This is a genomic window from Actinopolymorpha sp. B17G11 (assembly GCF_040196095.1).
GTDB lineage: Bacteria > Actinomycetota > Actinomycetes > Propionibacteriales > Actinopolymorphaceae > Thermasporomyces.
Genome location: NZ_JBEFTW010000060.1, coordinates 1 through 24,384, shown reverse-complemented (window position 1 = coordinate 24,384; position 24,384 = coordinate 1). Strand labels below are relative to the sequence as shown.

The following is a 24,384-nucleotide window of genomic DNA, read 5'->3' as shown; positions in this document are numbered from 1 at the left end:
CGCACCCACGAACCAAGAACGTCCCGATCACCGTCATGCAACACCAACGCCGCAGCAGGAGGATGAGCCATACCAGCATCCTCCCAGGAACAACCGTCCAATCATTAACGCCACGCCGTACTAGCGGTGATATGGCGCGCGACAGGCATGGCTGCGACGAACCGAGATCTGTGCCATCTGGTGTCAAGGGACCGGTGTGTCACATGGCAGTCACAGTCGGGCGCCCCGCTGTCCCTCCCTGTCACCCGCCCTACCGCACCGGTCGTCTTCACTGCGGGCAGTAACTCGGGAATCCTCAACACCGGCGGGCTGGACGTAACTCCGGCCGGAACTCCCCATATCGCCACGCACATCTGGAACTCAAGCGCAACAGCATCTCGCATTCTTCATTCCTGGTGGAATGGTTCTGCCTGGGAAAATGAGAGGCTGATGGGCTGGACCTACAAGATGCCGCTTGACGTCAGTCTCGTCAACGCAGAGGTGGCCCGTCCGGGTGTCTTCTGCACATCCGACGATCGCGCCTTCATCATCTACCGGATGAACAGGGACCGGCTGCGCGGTGCGGTCCACATTCTTGAAGTCACGCCTGGCGCGGAACGGACAGACACGCCGATCTGTGCGATCGACCTGCACGCGTGGGAGCCCTCGTTCGACAGCCGCGCCATCCGGGACCGTGGCGAGCTCCACATGCTCTTGACGCCCTGCAAGTCGCCTGATGCCGCGCTTGCCGAGAACAAGAACGTGTCTGACACTGCGTGGACGCGGGAGTGGCTCGGAGTTCTCTCCATCGACCTCACCAATGTCGATGAAATCTCTACGGTTCCGCGCATAGAGCCCGTCGAAGGCGGGGCGTTGTCCGGCGCGGCTCCTACATTCACGAACCCGAGCTTCTCTGATGTCTCGCTCCAAGCGGTCCCAATCCCTGGCGACTACGCGGGGCATCAGTTGCTAGCGCGTTCGACGGTCCGCGCAAACGTCACCAGAATCACCAGTACTGGACGGTTGCGCCTCCAACAGAAGAATTCGAACGGACAACTGGTCGGTACGCTGGCGGAACACACTCTGTTGCCTGGCTCTACCGGAAGCCGCATCTCCTGGAGCCCGTGGACCTCGCTCACGTTCAACGAAGCCGCCAACCTCAACGGGCAGTATGTCAACTACAGCGCCCAGGTCAGCGGTGGCGGAGGACTACGGGTGACAGCCGGCAGCGTCGAGATCGGTGTCCTGGTCGACGCCGACGGGTCTCCGGCTCGCTGACATCATCCATACCTGAGTGGCCGAACGTCCTCGCGCTGCTCGCGGCACCACGTCAGGCGGACTGCGACCAGGGGCACATGACGAAGCCGCGCTTGAGGGTGAGCATCTCGATGCTCGCCTGCCACGACTGGATCCCTTCCAGGTGGGCGAGCGTGGACGTCGTGAAGGTGAACAGGTCGTTCGTCGTCGGCATGATCACCTCACACATCAGCGAGGACTGGCCGAGGGTCGCGGCGATGAACCGGACGCCCCGGTGCGCGATCAGCTCCCGCGCGACCGCGTCCAGGCGGGACGGTGACACCTCGAGCCACAACAGGACCTCGGTCTCGTAGCCCAGCAGGGCTGCTGGCACCAACGTCACCATCTGCAGGCAGCCGCGCGACGTCAGCGTCTCGTAGCGCCTGCGTACGGTCGACTCGTTGACGCCCAGCACCTGCGCGACCGCCGGGAAGCTGGTCCGCCCGTCCTCGCGGAGGATGCTGAGGATCTTGTCGTCGGTGTCGTCGAAGTCGCCCGGTGCGCATTCGTGCTGCTCGGATCGTTTCGCGGTGCGTGCGCTTTCGCCGAGGATCTGCCGGCTCCAGTCGTGCCCGACCTTGTACGTGTGCAGCACCAGGTCGGCGTCGCTGGACACCACGCCCCGGATGCTCAACAGTTCCTCGGTGAGGACGCTCACCAGGTCGCTGCCCTTGGGGACGATCACCTCGACGACGATGTCGTACGCGCCGGTGACCAGGCAGATGAAGCGGACGTACGGACGTTCGGCGATGATCCGCGCCACCCGGGCCTGCAGGCCGGCCTCGCAGCGGACGCGGATGAGCAGCTGCTCGGTCGGTCCCCACTGGCCGAGGCTGGGGACCGCCGCGATGCGGACGAGGCCGTTGCTGATGAGGTGCTGGCCACGACGGGTGACGGTGGCGACGGACGTCTGGGTGGTGTGGGCGATCTCGGTCCAGCTCGCCCGGCCGTCGTTCTGCAGGGCTACGACGATCCGCCGGTCGAGGTCGTCGAGCGGTTCGAGGCGGGCCATCAGGTGTGCGCCCGCAGGAACTGGTGGACGACGCTGGAGAAGCGGTCGTACTCCTCGACCTGTGGTGAGTGTCCAGAATTCTCGAAGACGACGAGCTCGGAGTTCGGGATGAGCGCGGCAATGGCCTCGCTGCACTCGACCGGCGTGATCCAGTCGTGGCGCCCGACGGTGACGAGGGTCGGACAGGTGATCTGGGGAAGCCGGTCCCTGATGTCGTAGTTCTTGTGCAGGACCGAGAACGCGTAGTTGTGCGTCCGGTAGCGGTACGGCGTCGCATTGGCGCGTTGCTCGACCGCTTCGGGGTTGTAGCCGTGGTCGTACAACGGCAGGATCTCCCGCCAGCAGTCGGCAAGGTCGGCGTCGTCCTTGACCGTCCCGCTCACGATCCGGTCGAACTTCGCCCGGTCGATCGTGACCCGACTCGACTCCATCGCGTTGCGCAGCGCCACGTCCATGTGGGTGTTGTCGGCGGTGGTGTCACGCAGGATGAGGGCCTGCACACGGTCGGGATAGTTGATCGCGTACTCCATCGCGATGAATCCGCCGTACGAACCACCTGCGACCACCACCTTCTCGGCACCGCTCCACACCCGCAGGCCTTCGATGTCGTCGGCCCACTGCGCGTGGCTGAAGGGAGGTTCCCCGTCGCTCCTGCCTGAGCCGCGGGCGTCGAAGACGAGCAGCGGAAGCTCGTGGGCGAACCGGGCGAACGCCGCGTCAGGTTCGGCCATCGACCCCAGCCCAGGCGCCCCGTGATGAGCGATCATGACGGGTCTGTCGACGAGCTCGCTGCCTAGCAGTTTGACGTTCAGCCGGGTCCCATTGATGGTGACGTACATGGCTTACTTCCTCATCCGTGGGTTGCGGGCATCGTTGTAGGCAAAGGAGGCGAGGGTGGCCGCGACCACCAGCGTGAGGATGGCGAGCGACGGGAACAACGTCGTCCACCACGCCGATGCGAGCGAGCCCGAACGCTGTGCGTTGTGCAGAATCGTTCCCCACGACCAGCTGTCCGGGTCGCCGAGGCCGAGGAACGACAGGGACGCTTCGGTCAGCACCGCGCGCGACGCGGTGAGGACGACCGAGACCGCGACAACGGGCGCGACCGCGGGGAGCAGGTGGCGACGGATGATCCAGCCGTGTGAACCGCCGATGACCCTCGCGGCGTCCATGTACGGCAGGCGTACGACCGATAACGCCTGGGAACGCACCACCCGGGCGACCTCCGGCCAGGAGAACGCCGCGATGACGACGACCAGCGTGCCCATGCCGGGCCCGGCGAGAGCCGCGACGAGAATCATCAACGGCAGGATCGGCAGGGACAGGGACAGATCGACGACCAGGCCTACCGCGGTGTCGATGCGGGGGAAATAGGCCGCGGCCATGCCGATCAGCGCACCGGCCACGATGGCGAGCAGCGAGGCACCCAGGCCGACGGTCAGGCTCACCCGGGTGCCCCACACGACTTGGGCGAAGAGGTCGCGCCCGAGGTCGTCGGTGCCGAACCAGTGGGTCGTCGACGGGGGCGCGAGGACCGCCTCGCCGTAACCTCGCGGGAACGCCGCGATCAACGGCGCGGCGAGTGCGACGACGGCGAGCAGCAGCAGGACGGCGAGCGAACCGACGCCGATCGGGCTGCGCCGGAACTCCCGCCAGGTGCGTACGCCAGGCGGACCCGGCGCAGATGGGGTGCCGCCCGCGGTGGCGCCACCCGCGGTGGTGCCACCAACTGACGTGCCACCACCTGACGTGTCGGCGGGTGTCGTCGTCATCGCGACCTCACCCTCGGATCGAGCATGCCGTAGAGCAGGTCCGTGAGCAGGTTGGCCGCCACGACGGTCGCGGCCAGCAGCAGGAAAGCCCCTTGCAGGACAGGAAAGTCGAGGCGGCCGACGTTGTCATAGATCGCGCGGCCGAGCCCAGGATAAGCGTAGATCGTCTCGGTGAGGACCGCACCACCCACCAGGAAACCGAGCTGCAGACCGGCCACTGTCGTCGTGGGAAGCAGGGCGTTGCGCAGAGCGTGCTTCCACACGACCACCCGCTCGGGAACACCCTTGGCGCGGGCGAGCTCGCAGTAGTCCTCGCCGAGGCTCTCGATCAGTGTGGCGCGCAGGGTGAGGACGTACGGACCGAGCTGCACCAGCACCAGCGACATGCAGGGCAGGACGAGGTGGTGGAGCATGCTGAGGTAGGCCTCGACCGGGCTGCTCACGTCGCTGTCCATCGCCCCACCGATCGGGAACCACCCGAGCGTCAGCCCGAAGACGTACAACAGGAAGACGCCCACGCTCGGCACGAACAGCGACTGCCCAAGGACACCGCCGATCTGCACCAGCCGGTCGATCCCGCCGCGGGCACGCGTGGCCGCGAGCACACCAAGGGGTACGCCGACGAGCAGCGTCACGAGCATCGCCGACCCGGTGAGGATGAGCGTCCACGGGATCCGCTCGGCGAGGATCGCGCTCACCGGCACCGACTCGCGCAGGGAGACGCCGAGGTTTCCCTGCAGGAGTTGCCCGAGGTACGCGGCGTACTGCACGACCAGTGGCCGGTCGAGACCGTAGTCGCGCAGGAGTTCCTGCCGTAGCTCCTCGGTCATGCCCGGGTCGGCGACCACGAGCGCGGGGTCACCGGGCAGAAGCCGGACGAGAAAGAACGTCACCGTCACGGCGAACCACAGCGTCATCAGCCCACGCAGTAGTCGCCGCCCCGTGAACGCCAGCATGCCCAATCAGTCCAGCCTTGTGGTCATATCTCTTCAGTTCCGCTGACGCACCTGGGCCAGCGACTGGGGGTTGATGATGGAGAGCAGTTCGCTCGGTTGCACCACGAAGTTGCCCCACGACGAGTCGTGGGCGATGTTGAACGTCTGCACATAGAGCACTACGTCATAAACCTGGTCGTGTACTCGACGCGCGATCTGATGGACCGGCTCCCGCGCCTCTTCGGGGGTCGTCGCCTTCTGCGCCCGGTCGATCAGCGCGTCGAGGGTGGGATCGGTGACCTGCCCGTAGTTGATGAAACCGCCGGATCTGAACGCGAGTCCGAGGTAGGCCGGTGGGTCCTCCATGATGGCCCACGACCCGACGTAGATGTCGAAGTCGCGTTCGGCGGTCTTCTCGCCGTAGGTGTTGCGTTCGAGGCCCGACAGCTTGACGTCGATGCCGGCCTCCCGGCTGGAGTCGCGCACCAGCTGTGAGAGCGAGGCGAGGATCGGGTCGGCCTTGTCATAGATCAGCGTCGGCTGCAGACCGTCGAGCAGACCGTCGCCGTCGCCGTCCTCGAACCCGGCCTTCTCCAACTCGGCCCTGGCGGCCCCCGGGTCGTATGCGTACTCCTTCAGGCTCGGGTCGTGCCAGAAGTCAAGGGTCGGCGTCACCACACTCGAGCCGGTCGACTTCGCCTGCCCCTGCAGGACGACCCGGCGAATCGCGGCGGCGTCGATCGTCTTGGCCAGTGCCCGGCGTACCTCCACGCGGTTTAGCGGCTTGCGCTTGGTGTTGTACTGCACATGGGCGTAGCCGAGGGACGGCACCTCCTGCAGGCTGACGCCCTCGACCCCCTGCAGCGACTTCGCCTGTGCCGGCGGGATGGCGTTGGAGACGATGTCCAGCTCACCGCTACGCAGCGCCAGCACCTCGGTGTTGACGTCGGGATAGACGCGGAACTCCACCTCGTCCAGGGTCGGCTTGCCGCCGGGTGCGAAGGGGTAGGAGTCCACCGCCTCGAGCTGGTAGCTCTCGCCCTTCTTCACCGAGGTGAGCTTGTAAGGGCCTGCGCTCACCCAGTCCTCGGTGTTGGGGAAGTCCTGCACGCTCTCGGCCTTGCCGAAGACGTGGGCGGGCACGATCGGCACCCAGAAGCCGAGGCTGGTGAGGAACGTGCCGTCAGGACGCGACAGCTCGAACTCCACCCGGGTGTCGGAGACCGCGGTGGCCTTCTTGAACGACGGGATCAGGCCGGCGTAGACGCCGATCTTTTCCTTCCAGATCGCCGACACGGTGAACGCGACGTCCTCGGCGGTGAACGGTGTCCCGTCGGACCAGGTGAGGTCGTCGCGCAGCGTCATCCACGCGGTGCGCCCCCCGTCCTCGTACCCCCACTCGGTGGCCGCGAGCGGCGACTTCGTCCCCGTGAGGTCCATCTGCATGAGCCGCGGATACATGAGGTTGGTGAGGATCAGGTCCGTACGACTGTTGCCGACGAGCGGGTTGAAGTTGACGACGTCGGCGGTCGTGCCGATGACGAGCTTGCTCCGCTCGGTGGACTTCTTCTCGCCGGGGTCGGTACCTGGCCCGGTCTCGTCGGGGACGCTCGGCGTGCACGCAACAGCGAGCAGCGCGGCCGCCGCCACCACCCCCGTCAGGGCTCTGGACCAGCTCATGAAACCCATACCTCCTCGAGGACGCGGAGGATGTTTCCCCCGATCACCGCACGGATCTCCTCGTCGGAATAGTCGTGGGAGACGAGCCAGCCGACGATGTTGGCGAAGGACTCTCCGGGGTTCTCCATGCCGTCGACGTAGTCCACCTTCTCGTAGCTCAGGTCGCCCTGGACGGCGTCGAAGGACACATGACCGGCGAACACCTCGTGAAGTCCCACGTGGTCGCCGAACAGCGTGTCGGGCCCGAAGGCGACGTGGTCGATCCCCACGAGGTCGACGCAGTAGGTGAAGTGGTCCATCACCGACTCGAGCGAGTGCCGTGGGTGCGCGAGCGACATCGTGGTGTGCGGCGCGGCCTCGATCCCGATCACCCCGCCCCGCTCGGCGCACGCCTCGAGCACGCTGTCGGGCTTCATCCGGAGGCTGCCCCAGACGGCACGCGCGCCCGCGTGGGTGAGGAAGATCGGCACGGTCGAGTGCTCGATGGTCTCGAGCGACGTGAGGTCACCGGAGTGGGACACGTCGATCGCCATGCCGAGCTTGTTCATGCGGGTCACGGCCCGCCGGCCGAAGTCGGTCAACCCGCCGTCACGGCGTTCCTTCAGCCCGCTGCCGAGCGCGTTGGTCTCGCTGTAGGCGATGCCCATCTGGCGTACGCCGAAGCCATAGAGGATGTCGATCCGGTCGAGTTCGTTCTCGATCGGCGTCGCGGCCTCCAGACCCGGCACCAGCGCGATCCGGCCGGACTCGTGCGCGTAGCGGATGTCGGCGACCTTCTCCGCCTTGAGCACGAGGTCCTGGTGCGCAAGGTCGGAGAACCGCATCCCCAGGTCGGCGAGGATGTCGGTCCACTTCCAGCCCGCCTGACTCGTCACGCAGGCGATGCCGTCCATGAAGTTGTCGAACACCGCCGTCAACCCTGACTGCGCGAGTCCTTCGTAACCGGTGCGGTGCCGCCCGGCACGGTTGTAGTCAACGCTGTCGGTGATGGGGTCGGGAAACACCGCAGGGTGCTCGTGCAGGGAGATGACGATGCTCTGGTCGAGCAACCGATTGGCACGGATGCGCTGGGAGTCGGACAGGTGCAGCCGGGAGTAGGCGGGTACGCGACTGACCTCGGGGGCCAGGGTGAACTGCTGGTAGTCGACGCCGGCATCGAGGTAGCTGTATGAGCGGTAACCGGTGTAGCGCTTCAAGCTCTCCCGCACCGGGAGCTCCCTTCGCGGAGGGCCGGAGTCCGCGCGCTGATCCCTCGTCCCGGGACGGCAACTTTTCGGCAACGCCAGGCCCCCGCATGATTGGTACTCGGCGTACGTAAGATCATTCTTGCCATAAGTCGGCATCATGGTCAATTATGGGGATATCGGCCGTAGCGCCGATGCCACCAAGCCGGCGCTACGGCCGATGCCAAGGAGGCGCATGCCGCACGCGGGTGGGGATGCGGTCCTCGAAGTCGTCGGCCTCTCGGTGCGTTTCCGTACCGGCTACCGCGTGCTCACCGCCGCCGACGAGGTGTCCTTCGCGATCGCACCCGGTGAGACGCTGGCGCTGCTCGGCGAGTCCGGTTCAGGCAAGTCGGTGACGGCGCGTGCAGTCATGGGCCTGTTGGCCGGCCGTGAGGTCGACGTCGAGGCGACCCGGCTGACGCTGGGTGGCACGGATCTGCTCCGGTTACCCGTCGACCAGCGGCGGGCGTTGCGCGGTCCGCAGATGACGCTCGTCTTCCAGGACGCCTTGTCGGCGCTGAACCCGGTGTTGCGCGTCGGCGATCAGATCGGCGAGCTCTTCCGCGTCCACGAACGGACATCCCGTCGCGTCGCGCGGTCCCGGTCGGTCGACCTGCTGCGCAGGGTGGGAATCCCGGCACCCGACAGCCGCGTCGACGACTATCCGCACCAGTTCTCCGGCGGCATGCGGCAACGCCTGCTCGTCGCGATGGCGATCGCGCTCCAACCGCGGCTGCTCATCGCCGACGAACCGACGACGGCACTCGACGTGACGGTGCAGGCGCAGGTGGTGGAGCTCCTGGCCGAACTCTGCGGCGAGATGGGCACGGCGGTCCTGCTCATCACCCACGACATGGGCATCGTCGCCGAGGTCGCCGACCGGGTAGCGGTGATGTACGCCGGGCGGATCGTCGAGACGGCGCCGGTCGAGGACATCTTCGCCGCGCCCGGCCACCCCTACACCGAGGCATTGCTCCGGTCCGTGCCGCGGATCGACCGGCCCGCGGCCGAGCTGCACCCGATCGTTGGTACGCCGCCGAGTCCGCTCGCGCTGCCATCGGGATGCGCCTTCCGGCCGCGGTGCGGATACGCGGTCGACGTGTGTGCGGAGGTCCGCCCCGATCTCGCGCCCGTCGGCGGCTCGGACGTACGCATGTCCGCATGCCACCGGCGCGAGGAGGTCGGCCGCGCGGGCGTGACGGGCGTGACGGGCGGCGCGGGCGTGACGGGCGGTGCTGACCAGCTGGAGGGGAGCGGCTGAGGTGACCCTTGACCAGAAGCCGGTATTGCTGGAGGCGCGCGATCTCCACAAGGGGTTCGCCTCCGGCCGGTCACTGCCGCTCGTCGGCGCGCGCCGCCCCCGGATCAGCGCGGTCGCGGGCGTCAACCTGTCCTTGCATGCGGGGGAGACGCTCGGCATCGTGGGCGAGTCAGGGTGCGGCAAGTCGACGTTGGCGCGGATGCTGGTCGGGCTCGAATGCCCTGATGCCGGGCAGGTGTTCTTCCGTGGCACCGACGTGACGGGGGTGCGGGGCCGGGCCCGGCGTGGGTTGGCGCGCAAGGTGCAGATGGTGTTCCAGGATCCGTACCTTTCTCTTGACCCGCGCATGAGCGTGCTCGACCTCGTCGCCGAGCCGTTGGACGTGCACGGGCTCGCCGGTGATCGCACGGCGCGCCGGGCCCGTGCGGCGGACCTTCTCACGCTCGTGGGGCTGGACCCGGACCTGCTGCCCAGGTACGCGTACGAGTTCTCGGGTGGTCAACGCCAGCGGATCGGAATCGCCCGGGCACTCGCCCTCGAACCCGAGGTGTTGATCTGCGACGAGCCGGTGTCGTCCCTCGACGTCTCCGTACAGGCCCAGGTCGTGAGGCTGCTGCGAAACCTGCAACGTCAACTGGGCCTTGCACTCGTCTTCATCGCCCACGACCTCGCACTGGTGCGCGTGGTGGCGGACCGGATCGCGGTGATGTATCTCGGCCGGCTCGCCGAACTCGGTAGCGCGGGCCGGGTGTTCGAGGCACCCGCACACCCTTACACGCATGCGTTGCTGTCGGCCGTTCCCATCCCTGACCCGACGCTGCGCGCTTCCCGTGCCGGAGGGTCGTACGCCCGGGTCCGGCTCGCCGGTGACCCGCCCAGTCCGGCGGATCCGCCACCGGGATGCAGGTTCCACACCCGCTGTTGGCGGGCGGACGAGCGGTGCCGGTCCGAGGTCCCCGAGCTGGCGCCGGTGGCCGGGACCGACCAGGGACTCCGCGCGGTCGCGTGTCATCATCCGATCCTTCCGGGTTCGGGCGACCGGGGGCGGTCACCCGCGCAACCGGACGCCGATGGCCGACGTCCTAGAATGCGTTCGACCGCGGGGACGGAGGAGCGCTGATGAGTGTCGACGGCACACGGCATGACGACGGTGATACCGCAGCTGCCTCCGCAGTCCCGCGCATGAGCGTGGCGCGGGTCTATGACTACCTCCTCGGCGGCACCAACAACTCCGCCGCCGACCGCTTCGCCGCCGAGCAGATCAAGGCCCTCTTTCCCGAGCTCGAGGACTGGGCATGGTGCAACCGCGGGTTCCACCAGCGGGCCGCACGGTGGCTGGCGGCCGACGCCGGCGTCACGCAGTTCCTCGACATCGGCTCGGGGCTGCCCACCCAGAACAACACCCATGACGTCGTGCAGGCGGTCGATCCGGCCTGCCGGGTGGTCTACGTCGACAACGACGAGCAGGTCGCCGAGCAGGCACACCGTCTGCTGAGCGACACCGGTCGGGTGAGCTTCGTCCACGGTGACCTGCGCAAGCCGGACGGCATCCTCGCCAACCCCGACGTGCGGGCACAACTCGACTTCGCCCAGCCCATCGGCCTCTTGATGACCGCCGTCATCCACTTCGTGGCCGACGAGCTCGACCCCTGGAAGCTCGTGGGACGCTACCTCGACGCGTTGGTGCCGGGTAGTTATCTCGTGCTCTCCCAGGGGACCTACGACAAGCAGGCCCCCGCCACCGTCGAACGCGCCACCGCCATCTACCAGAACGCCAACGAGCAGGTGTACCCGCGGTCGAAGCCCGATGTGGAGAGGTTCTTCGCCGGTCTGCAGATCGTCCCGCCGTATGACGGTGCGAAGCCGGACGTCACGTTCGGCGGCCTCTGGGGGGCAGAGGATCCCGAGGTCGCTGACGACGACGCGTCGCGTGCCCTCTATGCCGCGGTCGGCCGCAAGCCGTGAGCGGGCGCGGTACCTACCACGTCACGGGAAGCTCGGGTATGCCGTAGACCGTGGTCATCGTACGGAACTTCAGCTCATCGAAGTTCACGGCCAGCCGCAGGGTGGGGAAGCGGCGGAGCAGCGCCGGAAACGCGATCTGCATCTCCATCCGCGCAAGGGGTGCGCCGAGGCAGTGGTGGATGCCGTGGCCGAACGCCACATGCGGCTGCGGAGTCCGCGCGAGGTCGAACGTGTGTGGATCTGAGTAGAGCGCGTCGTCGCGGTTGGCCGACGGGAGCGACACCATGACGTAGTCGCCGGCCTCGACCTGCTGGTCGCCGATCGTCAGGTCTTCGGTGGCCGTACGGATCACGGCGGTCTGGGCGATCGTGAGATAGCGCAGCAGTTCCTCGACCGCGGGCGCGGCAGCATCGGGGTCGTCCCGCAAGCTGGCCGCCTGCTCAGGATGCTGCAGCAACAGCAACGTGCCGAGTGCCAGCATGTTGGCCGTGGTCTCGTGTCCGGCGAACAGCAGCAGCCGGCCGATGCCGGCCAGCTCGGCATCGGAGAGATCCTCGCCGTGCTCGCGGACCAGCCGGCCGAGGAGCGCGTCGCCCGGCGCGCGGCGTTCGGCGGCGACCCGGCCGGCGAGATACATCGCCATGTCCTTGAAGGCGAGCAACAACTGCTCCCGTGGCTGGGAGAGGTCAAGGATGAGGTTGCTGCGGTCGCGGAACTCCTCGCGGTCGGCGTAGGGCACGCCCAGAAGCTCGCAGATCACGAGTGCAGGCACGGGGAACGCGAACGCCGACACGAGGTCGACCGGCGGTGCGGACCCGGCGATCCCGTCGAGGTGCTCGGTCACGATGTCGGTGACCCTCGGACGGAGTTCGTTCATCCTCCGGGCAGTGAACGCTCCGGCGAGGATCCGGCGGAACTTCGTGTGTGCGGGCGGGTCGAAGCCGATGAAGCTGCCGGGTTCGGTCGGGGCCGCCTCGGCGCTGCCCTTCACCATCGGCAGGCGCAGGAGCCATGGTGGGGTCGCGGCGTTGCTGAACCGGGCGTCACCGAGAACCTGACGGGCGTCGGCGTACCGCGTGACGAACCACACGGAGACGTCGCTCGGCAACTGGATCCGGCTGACGGGCTGCTCGGCGCGCAGCTGGTCGATCTCCGGTGCGGGATCGAACGGGCTGGCGCCGCCGCGTCGGTAGGGCAGCGGTGTTGCCGGCGTCTGACTCATCACGGAACCCTCCGCTCGGGGCTGGCAGTTGATCACTGTACTGTCCCGCATCGCCGGGGTGCACTATCGTGCCCGCATGATCATCAGCGGTGCTCTTCGGCGTGCTGTCGCAGGCGTCCTTGCCGCCGGCTTCACGGTCGCCACAGCCTTGGTGTCCACACCGGCTAGTGCCGAGCAGGCGGCTTCCTCGTGTCGCGACGTCGAGCGCACGGTGGCCTGACCGAAGGGGCGCCGCCCGCGGCGACCATCTCCGGAACGCTGTGCGTCCCCGCTACCTGGTCCGCCTCCGGCCGGCAGGTGGATGTCCTCGTCCACGGAGGCAGCTACAACCGCTCCTACTGGAACTGGCCGCAGGGCGACGGGAAGTACTCGTACGTACGCAGCGCGCTGGCCGACGGTCGGGCGACATTCGCCTACGACCGATTGGGTGTCGGGGAGAGCAGCAGGCCGCCGAGCACAAGGGTGAGTGTCGGCACGGACGCCTACGTCCTGCACCAGCTTGTTCGCGGGTTGCGTGCCGACTATCCGACCATCAACGTCGTCACGCATTCGATCGGCGGCCTGGTCGGAATCGAGGAAGCGGCGCGGTTCGGCGATATCGACCGACTGGTCGTCACCGGAATGCTGCACGGCACAGGTGTCGGTATCGGCGGGCTGCGTACCTTCACGAACTTCTATCCCGCCATGCTGGACCCGGTCGTATCCGCGGACACCGCTGACGTCGGCTGGGTCACGACATTGCCGGGCACGCGCGACGACGTGTTCTTCCACCCGCCCGCAGCGGATCCCGCGGTCATCGCCTACGACGAGGCACACAAGGACGTCACGACCGAACTCACCCTCGCCACGTCCGCTCTGGTCAACAAGCTGCCGCCGGCGCTCAACTCCACGAGCAGGGTGCGCGTTCCCGTCCTCGTGATGGTGGGTGAGCACGACGCGTTGTTCTGTGGCCTGCTGCTGGACTGCCGTGACCGGCAGGCGGTGCAGCAGAGCGAGGCGGCGTTCTATCCTCGGGCCGCGTCGTTGACCATTCTCACGGTCCCCGACACGGGTCACAATCTTGCATTGCACCGGTCGTCCAATATCACGCACTCCACGATTTCCGAATGGCTGCATAGCGCCTGATATGTGGGCTTGCGTTATTTCCGTCAAGCCCACAACGGACAGCTGAGATCGGGCCGACCTCCCGCCGGACCCCACGCGTCCCTGCCGCGCGGCTGCCCATGTGCGGTGGGCAGTGGCATCATGGCAACCACGGCTCGAGAGGCAGACGTGCGTTCCCTTGGGTAGTCGAGGGAAGGAGTCCGAGCCACCGGGAAATTGAGAATAACGGGAGGTCCGCTCATGCCAACATTCCCGGTCGGTGCGCAAGACCCGGATGAGCGTCTCCGCGAACTCGAAGCGATGCTCAATGCCATTACTGAGTATCAGATCATCAAGTTAGACGTGTCAGGCAATATCGCCAGTTGGAATCCAGGCGCCGAGGCGGTTCAGGGATATTCCGCGGACGAAGTCCTCGGGCAGCCGGTCTCGATGTTCTACACAGAAGAGGACAACGCGGCCGGTCTGACCCAGCGGGAGTTGCAGACCGCGCGTGACACGGGACGGGTGGAGTTCGAGGGCTGGCGGGTACGCAAGGGCGGCAGCAGGTTCTGGGCGAGTGTGATTCTCGCGCCCATTCGGGACGAGAACGGCGACGTGACCGGCTTTGTGAAGGTCACCAGGGACGAGACCGAACGCCGTGAACAGGAAGTACGACTGCAACGCCAACGCGACGAGATCCTCGAGCTGTCGACCCCGGTGATCCAGGTGTGGGACAAGGTTCTCGTGCTCCCGATCATCGGCACCCTCGATTCGCAGCGGGCCGCCCGGCTGACCGAGGACCTGCTGGAGAAGATCGCCGAGAACCAGGGTGAGGTCATCATCCTGGAAGTGAGCGGCGTACCCACGATCGACACCCAGGTCGGCCAGCACCTGTTGAAGACCGTCCAGGCCGCTGCGCTGATGGGGACCGTCAGCATCCTTTCTGGCGTGCGGGCCGAGGTGGCCCAGTCGATGGTGAATCTTGGTGTGGACCTGGGGCAGTTGCGCTCCCGTAACACGTTGCGCGACGCGTTGCAGCTGGCGTTGCAGGTGTTGCGCGACCAGCCGGGCGCAGCCGGCTCTGGTCAGACCTTGGGCGGGGGGACTCCACGTGAGTGAGGCAGCACCGATCCTGCGGATCGAGGACACGCTGTTGGTCAGCCTGCAAGGTGACCTTGACGACACGACCGTGATCGCGATCGAGGACCAGCTGACCAGGGAGGTCGTACGTACCCATGTGACGGGCATCCTGATCGACGTGAGTGGGTTGTCCGTCATCGATTCGTTCAGTGCAAGGGTCATCGCCCGGTTCATCGGCATGGTCCGGCTCCTCGGGTCACAGGCCGCCGTCGTGGGAATCCAACCAGCGGTGGCGATCACGCTGGTCGAGCTGGGAGTGCCGATGGGTCATCTGGACACCGCACTGAACGCCGAGCAGGGCGTCGCACTGTTGCGACGGCTACGCCGAAATGCCACTCGAGCTGACTGACATGACGCAGGTCGCCCTGACGATCTCTGCTGAGGCCGACCTCATCCGGGTGCGGCAGGTCCTGCGCGCCAGATGTCAGCGGGTCGGGCTCGGTCTGGTCGACGAGACGAAGCTGATCACCGCTGGCAGCGAGCTGGCCCGCAACATCCTCACCCACGCGGTCGGTTCCCGCGGTGGGGTGCGGGTGGAGGACGTCGCGAGGTCGGGCCGGCAAGGGGTGAAGGCGACGTTCTTCGACGAAGGGCCGGGGATTCCGGACGTGGACCAGGCTCTCGTCGATGGTTTCAGTACGAGCGGAAGTCAGGGAATCGGTCTGCCGGGCTCGAAGCGGCTGGTCGACGAGATGACCATCACCACCGAGGTGGGCTCGGGCACCGTTGTCGAGATCGTCAAGTGGCGGCGGTGATCGGTCGTGGCGCCCGTGAACAGCCCTGTCCACCAACGGCACCCGATCCAGGTCGAAGAAGACGTCGGTGCGTTGCGCCGGACGGTTGCCGAGATGGCCGCCGACCTGCCGTCCCTTCGTGACGGCGACGCGGATCTGGTCGCGACCGAGCTGGGTACGAACCTCCTCCGGCACACCGACCAGGGTGGCTACGTCCTCTACCGCGCGCTCACCGACGGGATCGAGTTGCTCGCCCTCGACGGCGGCCCGGGCCTGCGGGCGGGAGATGTCCCGCCTGACCCGAACCGCGAGACAGGTCGACCAGTCCCGCAGGAGTCGCCACGGCCGTCTGTCCCGCGTGAGTCCCGGGACGGGAGTCGTGGCCTCGGCGCGGGACTCAACACCGTCCGCCGGCGTTCGGTCGACTTCGACTGGTACGCCACCTCGGCTGGCACCGCGATCCTCGCGCGGCTCGGCGCGTCAGACTCCACCCGGACCGCGTCCTGGCAGTGGGGCGGCGTCAACGTTCCGCTGGGTGGGTCCGGCGTCTCCGGAGACGGCTGGGCCGTCCGCGTGGACCAGCGGCTTGTCGCCCTCGTCGTCGACGGGTTGGGCCACGGCGAGCATGCGGCCGCCGCGACTCAGGTGGCGTTGACGGAGTTCGAGCACTGGTCGATGCGCGACCCGCGGAGCTTCGTTGGCCATGTCCACGAGGCCATGCTCTCCACCAGGGGAGGCGTCCTCGGCCTCTGCGTACTGGATCAGGAGAGCGGAGAACTCACCTACGTCGGCGTGGGAAACATCCACGGGCGGGTCTTCTGCGGCCAGGGCAGCCATCGGCTGCTCAGCCGGGTCGGAGTCCTCGGGACCGAGATTCCGGTGCCGGACATGCAGGTGGCGACCGGCGAGTGGAGGCCGGGTGCCACCCTGATGCTCGCCACCGACGGGATCAAGGCGCACTGGGACCAGGATGGTGAGTATCCCGCCCTGCTCGCACACGACCCGGCGCTGATCGCCGCCATCGTCGAGCGCGACCACAGCGAGGGCAACGACGACGCCGCCCTCCTGGTCGTCCGCGACCTGAGGAACCCGGTACATGCCTAGGAGCTCATGGCCGGCGGCTCACGGACGGCGGCTCACGGACGGCGGTGATGACCCATGGCTGCCGATGCGGAACTGACCCAGCTGCGGGCCGCGCTTCGACGTTGCCAGGAGCGAATGCGCGAACGCGAGCTGTCGGTCGCCGAACTCAACCACGAGCTCCAGAAGACCAACCGGGGGTTCATCGCCGTCCACGCCGAACTGGAGGACGCCCGCCAGGCCGAGGCGCGGTTGGCGGCCATCGTCCAGTCGTCCGACGACGCGATGCTCGCGTTGGGTCCGGAGCTGACCATCCAGACGTGGAGTCCCGGCGCGCAACGCCTGTTGGGCTATCGCAGCGACGAGATCGTCGGGCACTCGATGCAGGTGCTGGTCGCCGACGAGTCGCCGCCACAGTTCGATGCGGCGGTAGGGCACGTACGCGCTGGCCGGCGTGTGCAGGCGTACGACACCAGGTGGCGGCATCGGGAGGGAACCCCGATCGACGTGGGCGTGGCCGTCGCGGCGATGCGGGAGGTGCAGAACCTCGACCTGATCGGCTTCAGCGTGGTGGCGCGCGACATCTCCCACCGGCTTCGTACGCAGGCTGAGCTCGCCGAGGCCCGGGCGCTCCAGGAGGTCATGAACGACCGGGACCGGATCGCCCGCGACCTGCACGACATGGTGATCCAGCGGGTCTTCGCCGCCGAGATGATGCTGCACAGCGCCGCCACACTGGTCATCCGCCCTGAGGTGGCGGAGCGGATCGAGACGGTGATCGGAGAGCTCGACGGGGCCATCCAGGACCTTCGTACGACGATCTTCGCGCTCCACGGCGGTTGGCAGCGCTCGACGAGCGTGCGTGGGCAGGTTCTCGACCTCGCGACCGCCGCGCAGGACGGGCTCGGCTTCTCGCCCAACGTCCGCTTCGACGGGCCGGTCGACACGACGGTGACGGACGAGGTGGCTGTCCAAGTGCTCGCCGTCCTGCGCGAGGCGTTGACCAACATCGCGCGGCACGCCCAGGCGAGCAGTGCCTCGGTCGTGCTCAAGGTCGCCGACGGCGAGGTGGTCCTGCAGGTGGCCGACGACGGCCGGGGCTTCGACACGGCCCGCCATCAGGGCGGACTCCGCAACTTCCGGGAGCGGGCGGAGTCCCACGGTGGGCGCTTCGAGCTGCACAGCGAGCTCGGCGCCGGCACCAGGATCGACTGGCGGATCCCGTTGTCGCGGTGATCGGCATGCCCACGGTCGCGGTGATCGGCATCGCCACTGTCGTGGAGACCCGCCTCAGGACCTGAGCTCGGCCGAGAGCCTGGCCGCCGCCTGCTGCAACTCGGGCGCGACGTGCGCGACCACCTCGTCGGTGATCCGGGCGGCCGGACCGGAGATGGACAGCGCGGTCGCGATCGGCGTGTCCGGGACCGTCACCGCCACGCAGCGGACGCCGACCTCCTGCTCGCCGTCGTCGACGGCGTAGCCCTGGCCGCGGATGGTGTCGAGCTGGGCGAGGAGGGCGGCGTGATCGGTGAGGGTACGCGGCGTGCGGGGCTGCAGGTCGGCCCGCTTCAGCAGTGCGGTGGCGCGGTCGTCCGGCATCTGGGCCAGCAGGGCCTTGCCGACGCCGGTGCAGTAGAGCTCGACGCGCCGGCCGACCTCGGTGAACATCCGCATCGCGTGGCGCGACGGCACCTGGGCGACATAGACGGCCTTGTCGCCGTCGAGCAGGGCGAGGTTCGCGGTCTCGCCGGTGGCGTGCATGAGCTCGTCGAGGCAGGGCCGGGCCCAGGATCCGAGCAGCCGGCTCGCGCTCTCGCCGAGGCGGATCAGCCGCGGGCCCAGGGCGTACTTCCGGGACTCCTCCTGGCGTACGTATCCTCCAGCGATGAGGGTCCGCAGCAGCCGGTGGATCGTGGGTGCGGGCAGGCCGGACGAGCTGGCCAGCTCGCTGAGGGTGACCTCCCCGGCGGCGTCGGCCATGAGCTCGAGGAGTTCGAGCGAACGCTCGACCGACTGGACCGCCCCGGACGGCTGGGACGGGGACGGCTGGGACGGGGACGGCTGGGACGGGGACGGCTGGGACGGAGTGCCTTGCCGGCTCTGCTTCCGCATGGCGAAACCTTAGTGGTCGTCGGACGGGGAGGGTACAAGGAGCCGGTTCCAGTGCGCGAAAGCTCTGATCCGTATCAAGGAATAGCAGAGCGTGACGATGCTGTCCAATCCGTGGCGGGGTACGTGGAGCGTGGAGGAACCTCATGGCAGAGCGGCAGATCCTCGGTACCGCGGCCCAGCACGCATCGACCGAGATCCCGGTGGCAGCGCCCGAGGACCGGGTAGCCGACGTGATCGACGCGCTGCGGGGCCGGCGGTTCGACAGCGCGGCCGTCATCGCGGTCTGTACGTCGGGCCGGTTGGTGGGCCTTGTGACGATCGAACGCCTCCTGGTCGCGCCGCCTGACGCGCGGGTCCTCGACGTCTCGGACCGCCAGCCACCCGTCGTCGCACCGGACACCGACCAGGAGCACGCGGCGTGGGCGGCCATCCGCCAGGGCGAGACAGGACTGGCCGTCGTCGACGCCGACGGGACGTTTCGCGGGCTCATCCCACCCCAACGACTGCTCGCCGTCCTGCTCGAGGAACACGACGAGGACCTCGCCCGACTCGGCGGGTACCTGAGGTCGGCCGCCACCGCACTGGCCGCGAGCGAGGAGCGGGTACGCCTGCGGCTCTGGCACCGTGTGCCGTGGCTGCTGCTCGGTCTGCTGGGTGCTCTGGCGGCGGCCGGGCTGATCGGCGGCTTCGAGGCGGACCTGGAGCGGCAGGTGCTGCTCGCGTTCTTCATCCCTGGCGTCGTCTACATGGCCGACGCCGTAGGCACCCAGACCGAGACGCTGGTCATCCGGGGGCTCTCGGTCGGCGTCGGGATCCGGCGGGTCGTCGTCCGCGAACTCGTCACGGGACTGCTGGTCGGCCTGCTGTTGGCCCTGCTCACCCTGCCGGTGACCGTCGCGGTCTGGGGCAACGTCGGTGTCTCGCTCGCCGTCTCCCTCGCGCTCTTCGCCGCGTGCTCGATCGCCACCGTGGTGGCCATGGCGTTGCCGTGGCTCTTCCATCGGCTCGGCAGGGACCCCGCCTTCGGCTCCGGTCCGCTCGCGACGGTTGTCCAGGACCTGTTGTCCATCGCGATCTACCTTGTCATCGCGCGGGCGATCCTCGGCTGAGCCGCTTGGGGCGGTCCCCGGCTGAGCCGGGTGCCGGCGTACTCCCGGTGAGTTTCTCCGATCGCCCACGACCGTCGGTGGTCAGCGCGAGGATTGCGTCGTGCAAAGACGCACAGCGGTCGAGACCGCCGGTGGCACCGTCCTGTCCGCGCCGATGAGCGTCATGGCCTACGGCCGGATGGCGGTCTTCGCCGACCCGCCCGACGACCACCGGTTGATCGACGCGGCGACGTCGTGGGGCCGGTTCAGGGTTTCGACGCGGCGACGTAGGTCCTTGCCTTCCGCCCCACGGCGTTGTCGTCGGTCTGCACGATCACATGGGCGAGCGCGACGGTCGGGGCGACGTCGAAGATCACGACGCCATGGGTCATCTGGTCCGGATTGAGTTGCGCCCGGTAGTCGAAGCCCCGGACCTGTGTCGGACCGAAACGCCGTCCCCTGGTGTCGACGATCCGATGGAAGGCGCCGCCGAACTGCGCCGGGGCCATGCCGACGTTCTTCGCCTTCATGCGTACGACGATGAGTTGACCGTTTCTGGCGACCGGAGGGGCGACGCCAAGCTCCTTCGCGTACTTCTTCACGCCGGTGGTCAGCTCGGTGACGGTCACCTCGAAGCTGCCGTTACGGAAGGTCTGCCCGACCCCGACCATCGTGGTCGATGGTGTCCCCGGCTTCGCCGTGTTGGCGGGTGTGGCCATCGTCACCGGAACCGGTGGACGGCTGCATCCGCACAAGAACAACGTCGCGGCGCAGGCGACCGCAAGGACTCCTCGCGCCAACCGGTGCCGGCTTCTTCCCTTCGCGCACAACGATGCGCCCCGCGCCGCAATCTGGCTGTTCATGGCTGTTCCCCCCTGCGTGCAGGCTTTCACGGCAGGTAGGGCTTCTGCGGGCGTTTGGTTTTTGGTCGAACCCGCCTGCTTTTTGGTCGGCCATAGTTTCTTGGTTGAATACTCAGCCGCGACAAGGGCCGTTCATGAAACGTGATCGCGGATCCTGCCCCTCAGGCGTCGTGCGCTTCGGCCGGGAGGTGGTGGCCCAGGCGTGTCCGCTTGGTGCGCAGGTAGTGGGCGTTCTCCGGGTTGGCCGGGACGTGCAGCGGGACGCGGTGAGCGACCGTGATGCCGTGGGCGGCGAGGCCGGTGGTCTTGGCGGGATTGTTGGTGAGCAGCCGGACGGTGCGTACGCCGAGATCGGTGAGGATGAGCGCTCCGGCCGAGTAGTCGCGGGCCTCCGCCGGAAGGCCCAGTGCCAGGTTCGCGTCCACCGTGTCGTGCCCCGCGTCCTGCAGGGTGTACGCCGCAAGTTTGGCCAGCAGCCCGATCCCGCGTCCTTCGTGCCCGCGGAGGTAGACGAGGATGCCGCGGCCTTCCGCGGCGATGGCGGCCAGGGCCGCTGTGAGCTGCGGCCCGCAGTCGCAACGCAGAGAGCCGAACACGTCGCCGGTCAGGCACTCGGAGTGCACGCGGGCGAGGACCGATTCGCCGGCCGCCTGCACCTTGCTGAGGTCGCCGTGGACGAGCGCGACGTGCTCCCGGCCGTCGACGGCATAGCCGTACGCCGTGAACACGCCATGAGCCGTCGGCATCCGGGCCTGCGCGACCCGGCGGATCCGCTGGGTCGCCGTCATTCGGCGGCGGGCCCGGACAGCGACACCACCGGGAGGTCGCGTCGGCCCGGGTTGCGTACCGCGGCGCAGACACCGTCGCTCGCCTCTGCCGCGGCGATGCGTTCGGCGGGAGGCGTGCCGTAGTCGGTGGTGCGTTGGCGCAGCGGCCGGCCGGTCGGCGCGACGAGCGCGCGCAGGTCGCTGATCGTCTTGTACGACCCGTGGCCGGCGCCGGCCATCCGGCTGATCGTCTCCTCCATGAGGGTGCCGCCGACGTCGTTCACGCCACCGTCAAGGACGGCTTGACAGAGCTCCGGGCCGAGTTTCACCCACGAGCACTGGATGTTGTCGATCAGCCCGTGGAGCAGCAGCCGGGCGACGGCGTGCACGGCGCGGTTCTCGCGCGGTGTCGGACCCGGGCGCGCCAACCCCGCAAGGTAGATCGGCGCGCTGGTGTGTACGAACGGCAGCAGCACGAACTCGGTGAAGCCACGATGGCCGTTGTTTTCCAGCGATCTGCGCTGCAGGTCGGCGATGACCCGCAGGTGGGCGACCCAGTGCGCCGGCGTGTCGACGTGTCCGTACATCATCGTCGACGTCGTGGGGATGCCGAGCGCGTGCGCGGTGCTGACCACCTCGACCCAGCTCGCCGTCGGCAGCTTTCCCTTAGTGAGCACCCAGCGCACGTCGTCGTCGAGGATCTCGGCGGCCGTTCCAGGCAGCGAGTCGACGCCGGCCTCGCGGGCCCGCACGAGCCACTCACGCACCGGCAGGTTGGTCCGCGACGTGCCGTTGATGACCTCCATCGGGCTGAACGCGTGCAGGTGGACATCCGGCTGACGACGCTTCACCTCCTGTGCGAGGTCGAAGTACGCCGTCCCGGGCAGGTCCGGGTGGATGCCGCCCTGCATGCAGATCTCGGTCGCGCCGGCCTCCCACGCCTCGTCGACCCGATCGCCGACCTGGCTGAGGGAGAGCGTGTAGGCGTCGGCGTCGGTCCGCCGCTGGGCGAACGCGCAGAAGCGGCAGCCGGTGTAACACACATTGGTGAAGTTGATGTTGCGGGTGACGACGAAGGTCACGTCATCGCCCGCGACGTCCCGGCGAAGCCCATCCGCCAACCGGCTGAGGGATTCCAGCGCCGGACCGTCGGCGTCGAGGAGGGCAAGCGCGTGGCCGTCGGTGAGGCCCGCGGGGTCCCTCTCCGCCTGACGCAAGGCGTCCTTGACGGCGCCGTCGAGACGCGCCGCAGCCGCCGGCGACGCCGGTGCCGGTCCGGCCGCTCCGGACGGGACGTGCGCGGCGAGTTCGTCCCAGTCGCCGTAGACCGAGGAGAAGTCCTCCCGGCGGTCGGTGGTGCGGCCCCGCGAGTCGATGGTGACGTGCAGGTCGGTCCGCCCCGAACCGGTGCCCGCCGACTCCCACCCACCGTCGGGCTCCTGCCACGGCAGTCCCTGGGGGAGTGCGCCGTCCTTGGCGAGCCCGGTGGCCGGATCGACCAGGGCCGCCACGTGTCGCGCGAGCCGCGGATCGAGCCACGGTTCGCCGGCGCGGACGTACTCCGGATAGATCGTCAGCCGCTCCCGCAGGGCGTACCCGCCCTCAGCCGTGCGCGCCGCCAGGTCGTCGATCTGCGGCCAGGCCCGCTCGGGGTTCACGTGGTCCGGTGTCAGCGGCGACACGCCACCCCAGTCGTCGATGCCGGCACGCAGCATCAGGGCGTACTCGTCGTCGATGAGGTTCGGCGGCGCCTGGATCCGGACCTGCGCGCCGAGCACCAGCCTCGCCACGGCGATCGTCGCCGCCAGGTCCTGCAGGTCGGCGTCCGGTGTCGAGCGCATCTTGGTGTCGGGCTTGGCCCGGAAGTTCTGGACGATCACCTCCTGGACGCCGCCGTACGCCCGGGCCACCTGGCGGATCGCGAAGAGCGACTCGGCCCGCTCCGTCAGAGTCTCGCCGATCCCGAGGAGGATCCCGGTCGTGAACGGCACAGAGCTGCGGCCGGCGTCCTCGAGCACCCGGAGCCGGATGTCCGGGTCCTTGTCGGGCGAGCCGAAGTGCGGCCCGCCGCGCTCGGTGAACAGCCGCCGCGCGGTCGTCTCGAGCATCATGCCCATCGACGGCGCGACCGGCTTGAGCCGCTGCAGGTCCTGCCACGACAGCACGCCCGGGTTGAGATGGGGCAGCAGACCGGTCTCCTCCAACACCCGGATCGCCATCGCACGGACGTAGGACAGCGTGTCGTCGTATCCGTTCTCGTCCAGCCACGTGCGCGCCGCCGGCCAGCGGTCCTCCGGCCGGTCGCCGAGGGTGAAGAGCGCCTCCTTGCAGCCCATCGCGGCACCCTGGCGAGCGATGTCGAGCACCTCGTCAGGGCTCAGGTAGGCGGCGGGGAGCCGGTGCGGGACGGTGACGAAGGTGCAGTAGCCGCACCTGTCGCGGCACAGGCGGGTGAGCGGGATGAACACCTTCCGGCTGTACGTGATGACGCCAGGCCGCCCCGCCGCTTCGAGGCCCTGGTCGCGCAACCGGCTCGCGAGGCCGGTGAGCGTGTCGAGGTCGCCGGCGCGGGCGTGGAGGAGGACCGCGGCCTCGTCGACGTTCAGCGTCTTGCCGTCGCGCGCGCGGGCGAGAGCACGGCGCATGGCCGACGCGGGCGGCTGGTCCGGGACCTGCTGGGGACCGTGGGCCGGGCGATCTGGACGTAGGACAGTCACGGCCGAGACCGTAGGCAGGTGCAGCGTCGCCGGACCAGCGTGTCGGCACCCGAACCGGAACCTGGTCGCCGTTGGCGGTGGCGGGGACGCTTATCTGCGCTGGTCACCGGCCTTGCTGCGGTTTGCGGCCAGAGCCTGCAGCAGGTATTACCTAAAGTGTGGCATCGGTGGTCGGCAAGCGCATCAACGGCCGGACGTACTACTACCTCGCGGAGTCGCGGCGGGTCGACGGCACGCCGCGCATCGTGGCGCAGCGCTACCTCGGTACCGCGGCCGACATCGCGGCGGCGGTCTCTGCCGTACTGGACGGTGACGCGCCGGGAGGGCGAGCGCCGGGAGGGGGAGCGGCGGGAGGGGGAGCGGCGGGAGGGCGAGCGCCGGGCCGGGGCGGTCCGGACCGCACGCGGCACCTCGCCTTCGGCGACGTCGCCGCGGTGTGGGGAGTGCTCACC

Annotated in this window: 22 protein-coding genes and 2 pseudogenes; 13 read left to right on the top strand and 11 right to left on the bottom strand. The window is 68.5% G+C overall.

What is annotated here, in order from left to right:
- Positions 1-126 precede the first annotated feature (126 nt).
- Both ABN028_RS35640 and ABN028_RS33550 read left to right on the top strand, forming a co-directional pair.
- A pseudogene (locus tag ABN028_RS35640) lies at positions 127-417 on the top strand (BNR-4 repeat-containing protein); the annotation flags it as partial.
- Positions 418-429: 12 nt separating this feature from the next.
- Entirely contained in the window at positions 430-1,257 is an 828-nt protein-coding gene (locus ABN028_RS33550) for a hypothetical protein (protein ID WP_349699409.1), read from the top strand.
- A 52-nt stretch (positions 1,258-1,309) separates the two neighbouring features.
- Here ABN028_RS33550 and ABN028_RS33545 read toward each other — a convergent pair whose 3' ends face one another.
- From ABN028_RS33545 to ABN028_RS33520, 6 genes are read right to left on the bottom strand one after another with little or no spacing between them, the layout of a single operon-like run.
- The gene (locus ABN028_RS33545; RefSeq protein ID WP_349325854.1) at positions 1,310-2,287 is read right to left on the bottom strand and encodes an Lrp/AsnC family transcriptional regulator; all 978 of its coding nucleotides are present in this window, start codon (positions 2,285-2,287) and stop codon (positions 1,310-1,312) included.
- A complete protein-coding gene (locus ABN028_RS33540; protein ID WP_349699408.1) occupies positions 2,287-3,126 on the bottom strand; it encodes an alpha/beta fold hydrolase in 840 nt (279 codons plus the stop codon). The genes ABN028_RS33545 and ABN028_RS33540 overlap by 1 nt, the downstream gene beginning before the upstream one ends.
- Positions 3,127-3,129: 3 nt before the next feature.
- Positions 3,130-4,059 (bottom strand): ABC transporter permease, encoded by a 930-nt coding sequence (locus ABN028_RS33535; RefSeq protein ID WP_349699407.1) that lies wholly within the window; start codon positions 4,057-4,059, stop codon positions 3,130-3,132.
- The gene (locus tag ABN028_RS33530; RefSeq protein ID WP_349699406.1) at positions 4,056-5,015 is read right to left on the bottom strand and encodes an ABC transporter permease; all 960 of its coding nucleotides are present in this window, start codon (positions 5,013-5,015) and stop codon (positions 4,056-4,058) included. The genes ABN028_RS33535 and ABN028_RS33530 overlap by 4 nt, the downstream gene beginning before the upstream one ends.
- Positions 5,016-5,048: 33 nt before the next feature.
- Complete coding sequence (locus tag ABN028_RS33525; protein ID WP_349699405.1) at positions 5,049-6,674, bottom strand: ABC transporter substrate-binding protein; 1,626 nt, start codon at positions 6,672-6,674, stop codon at positions 5,049-5,051.
- Entirely contained in the window at positions 6,671-7,882 is a 1,212-nt protein-coding gene (locus ABN028_RS33520; RefSeq protein WP_349699404.1) for a dipeptidase, read from the bottom strand. Before ABN028_RS33520 ends, ABN028_RS33525 begins: the two co-directional genes overlap by 4 nt.
- Before the next feature lie 211 nt (positions 7,883-8,093).
- Here ABN028_RS33520 and ABN028_RS33515 point away from each other — a divergent pair, with 211 nt between their 5' ends.
- From ABN028_RS33515 to ABN028_RS33505, 3 genes are read left to right on the top strand one after another with little or no spacing between them, the layout of a single operon-like run.
- Positions 8,094-9,161 carry an ABC transporter ATP-binding protein gene (locus ABN028_RS33515; protein ID WP_349699403.1) on the top strand — a complete coding sequence of 356 codons (1,068 nt, stop codon included), beginning with the start codon at positions 8,094-8,096 and terminating at the stop codon, positions 9,159-9,161.
- 1 nt (position 9,162) lies between these two features.
- A complete protein-coding gene (locus ABN028_RS33510) occupies positions 9,163-10,281 on the top strand; it encodes an ABC transporter ATP-binding protein (RefSeq protein WP_502879245.1) in 1,119 nt (372 codons plus the stop codon).
- Positions 10,281-11,126 carry an SAM-dependent methyltransferase gene (locus ABN028_RS33505; protein WP_349699402.1) on the top strand — a complete coding sequence of 282 codons (846 nt, stop codon included), beginning with the start codon at positions 10,281-10,283 and terminating at the stop codon, positions 11,124-11,126. The genes ABN028_RS33510 and ABN028_RS33505 overlap by 1 nt, the downstream gene beginning before the upstream one ends.
- Positions 11,127-11,139: 13 nt before the next feature.
- Here the strand turns inward: ABN028_RS33505 and ABN028_RS33500 are convergent, their stop codons facing one another.
- The gene (locus ABN028_RS33500) at positions 11,140-12,348 is read right to left on the bottom strand and encodes a cytochrome P450 (RefSeq protein ID WP_349325846.1); all 1,209 of its coding nucleotides are present in this window, start codon (positions 12,346-12,348) and stop codon (positions 11,140-11,142) included.
- A gap of 189 nt (positions 12,349-12,537) precedes the next feature.
- On the opposite strand from ABN028_RS33500, the gene ABN028_RS33495 reads away from it, so the two are divergent.
- The 6 genes from ABN028_RS33495 to ABN028_RS33470 all read left to right on the top strand — a co-directional run bounded on the left by ABN028_RS33495 (position 12,538) and on the right by ABN028_RS33470 (position 17,621).
- Positions 12,538-13,473, top strand: a complete 936-nt coding sequence (locus tag ABN028_RS33495; RefSeq protein ID WP_349699401.1) for an alpha/beta hydrolase — start codon at positions 12,538-12,540, stop codon at positions 13,471-13,473.
- Between the two features lie 219 nt (positions 13,474-13,692).
- Positions 13,693-14,550 carry a PAS domain S-box protein gene (locus ABN028_RS33490; protein WP_349325844.1) on the top strand — a complete coding sequence of 286 codons (858 nt, stop codon included), beginning with the start codon at positions 13,693-13,695 and terminating at the stop codon, positions 14,548-14,550.
- Positions 14,543-14,920, top strand: a complete 378-nt coding sequence (locus ABN028_RS33485) for an STAS domain-containing protein (RefSeq protein ID WP_349325843.1) — start codon at positions 14,543-14,545, stop codon at positions 14,918-14,920. Before ABN028_RS33490 ends, ABN028_RS33485 begins: the two co-directional genes overlap by 8 nt.
- A gap of 1 nt (position 14,921) precedes the next feature.
- The gene (locus ABN028_RS33480; protein WP_349325842.1) at positions 14,922-15,326 is read left to right on the top strand and encodes an anti-sigma regulatory factor; all 405 of its coding nucleotides are present in this window, start codon (positions 14,922-14,924) and stop codon (positions 15,324-15,326) included.
- Positions 15,327-15,332: 6 nt separating this feature from the next.
- On the top strand, positions 15,333-16,409 hold the full coding sequence (locus ABN028_RS33475) for a SpoIIE family protein phosphatase (protein ID WP_349699400.1): 1,077 nt from the start codon (positions 15,333-15,335) through the stop codon (positions 16,407-16,409).
- Positions 16,410-16,463: 54 nt separating this feature from the next.
- Entirely contained in the window at positions 16,464-17,621 is a 1,158-nt protein-coding gene (locus ABN028_RS33470; RefSeq protein WP_349699399.1) for a PAS domain-containing sensor histidine kinase, read from the top strand.
- A gap of 54 nt (positions 17,622-17,675) precedes the next feature.
- Here ABN028_RS33470 and ABN028_RS33465 read toward each other — a convergent pair whose 3' ends face one another.
- Positions 17,676-18,497, bottom strand: coding sequence for an IclR family transcriptional regulator (locus tag ABN028_RS33465; protein ID WP_349699398.1), 822 nt, complete (start codon positions 18,495-18,497; stop codon positions 17,676-17,678).
- 143 nt (positions 18,498-18,640) lie between these two features.
- On the opposite strand from ABN028_RS33465, the gene ABN028_RS33460 reads away from it, so the two are divergent.
- A complete protein-coding gene (locus ABN028_RS33460; protein ID WP_349699397.1) occupies positions 18,641-19,606 on the top strand; it encodes a magnesium transporter in 966 nt (321 codons plus the stop codon).
- Between the two features lie 245 nt (positions 19,607-19,851).
- On the opposite strand, the gene ABN028_RS33455 is transcribed toward ABN028_RS33460, so the two are convergent.
- The 3 genes from ABN028_RS33455 to ABN028_RS33445 all read right to left on the bottom strand — a co-directional run bounded on the left by ABN028_RS33455 (position 19,852) and on the right by ABN028_RS33445 (position 23,932).
- Entirely contained in the window at positions 19,852-20,448 is a 597-nt protein-coding gene (locus ABN028_RS33455) for a DUF4352 domain-containing protein (protein ID WP_349699396.1), read from the bottom strand.
- Between the two features lie 161 nt (positions 20,449-20,609).
- On the bottom strand, positions 20,610-21,236 hold the full coding sequence (ribA, locus tag ABN028_RS33450; RefSeq protein WP_349699395.1) for a GTP cyclohydrolase II: 627 nt from the start codon (positions 21,234-21,236) through the stop codon (positions 20,610-20,612).
- Entirely contained in the window at positions 21,233-23,932 is a 2,700-nt protein-coding gene (locus ABN028_RS33445; protein WP_349699394.1) for a bifunctional FO biosynthesis protein CofGH, read from the bottom strand. Before ABN028_RS33445 ends, ribA begins: the two co-directional genes overlap by 4 nt.
- 158 nt (positions 23,933-24,090) lie before the next feature.
- On the opposite strand from ABN028_RS33445, the pseudogene ABN028_RS33440 reads away from it, so the two are divergent.
- Positions 24,091-24,384: pseudogene (locus ABN028_RS33440) on the top strand (hypothetical protein); the annotation flags it as partial.

Bases quoted from the DNA above. Each gene is read 5' to 3' on its own strand.
- ABN028_RS33470 (WP_349699399.1), top strand. From the start codon at position 16,464: ATGGCTGCCGATGCGGAACTGACCCAGCTGCGGGCCGCGCTTCGACGT.
- ABN028_RS33515 (WP_349699403.1), top strand. From the start codon at position 8,094: ATGCCGCACGCGGGTGGGGATGCGGTCCTCGAAGTCGTCGGCCTCTCG.
- ABN028_RS33480 (WP_349325842.1), top strand. From the start codon at position 14,922: ATGACGCAGGTCGCCCTGACGATCTCTGCTGAGGCCGACCTCATCCGG.
- ABN028_RS33545 (WP_349325854.1), bottom strand. From the start codon at position 2,287: ATGGCCCGCCTCGAACCGCTCGACGACCTCGACCGGCGGATCGTCGTA.
- ABN028_RS33535 (WP_349699407.1), bottom strand. From the start codon at position 4,059: ATGACGACGACACCCGCCGACACGTCAGGTGGTGGCACGTCAGTTGGT.
- ABN028_RS33490 (WP_349325844.1), top strand. From the start codon at position 13,693: ATGCCAACATTCCCGGTCGGTGCGCAAGACCCGGATGAGCGTCTCCGC.
- ABN028_RS33455 (WP_349699396.1), bottom strand. From the start codon at position 20,448: ATGAACAGCCAGATTGCGGCGCGGGGCGCATCGTTGTGCGCGAAGGGA.
- ABN028_RS33460 (WP_349699397.1), top strand. From the start codon at position 18,641: ATGGCAGAGCGGCAGATCCTCGGTACCGCGGCCCAGCACGCATCGACC.
- ABN028_RS33525 (WP_349699405.1), bottom strand. From the start codon at position 6,674: ATGAGCTGGTCCAGAGCCCTGACGGGGGTGGTGGCGGCGGCCGCGCTG.
- ABN028_RS33465 (WP_349699398.1), bottom strand. From the start codon at position 18,497: ATGCGGAAGCAGAGCCGGCAAGGCACTCCGTCCCAGCCGTCCCCGTCC.
- ABN028_RS33550 (WP_349699409.1), top strand. From the start codon at position 430: ATGGGCTGGACCTACAAGATGCCGCTTGACGTCAGTCTCGTCAACGCA.
- ABN028_RS33505 (WP_349699402.1), top strand. From the start codon at position 10,281: ATGAGTGTCGACGGCACACGGCATGACGACGGTGATACCGCAGCTGCC.
- ABN028_RS33540 (WP_349699408.1), bottom strand. From the start codon at position 3,126: ATGTACGTCACCATCAATGGGACCCGGCTGAACGTCAAACTGCTAGGC.
- ribA (WP_349699395.1), bottom strand. From the start codon at position 21,236: ATGACGGCGACCCAGCGGATCCGCCGGGTCGCGCAGGCCCGGATGCCG.
- ABN028_RS33530 (WP_349699406.1), bottom strand. From the start codon at position 5,015: ATGCTGGCGTTCACGGGGCGGCGACTACTGCGTGGGCTGATGACGCTG.
- ABN028_RS33500 (WP_349325846.1), bottom strand. From the start codon at position 12,348: ATGAGTCAGACGCCGGCAACACCGCTGCCCTACCGACGCGGCGGCGCC.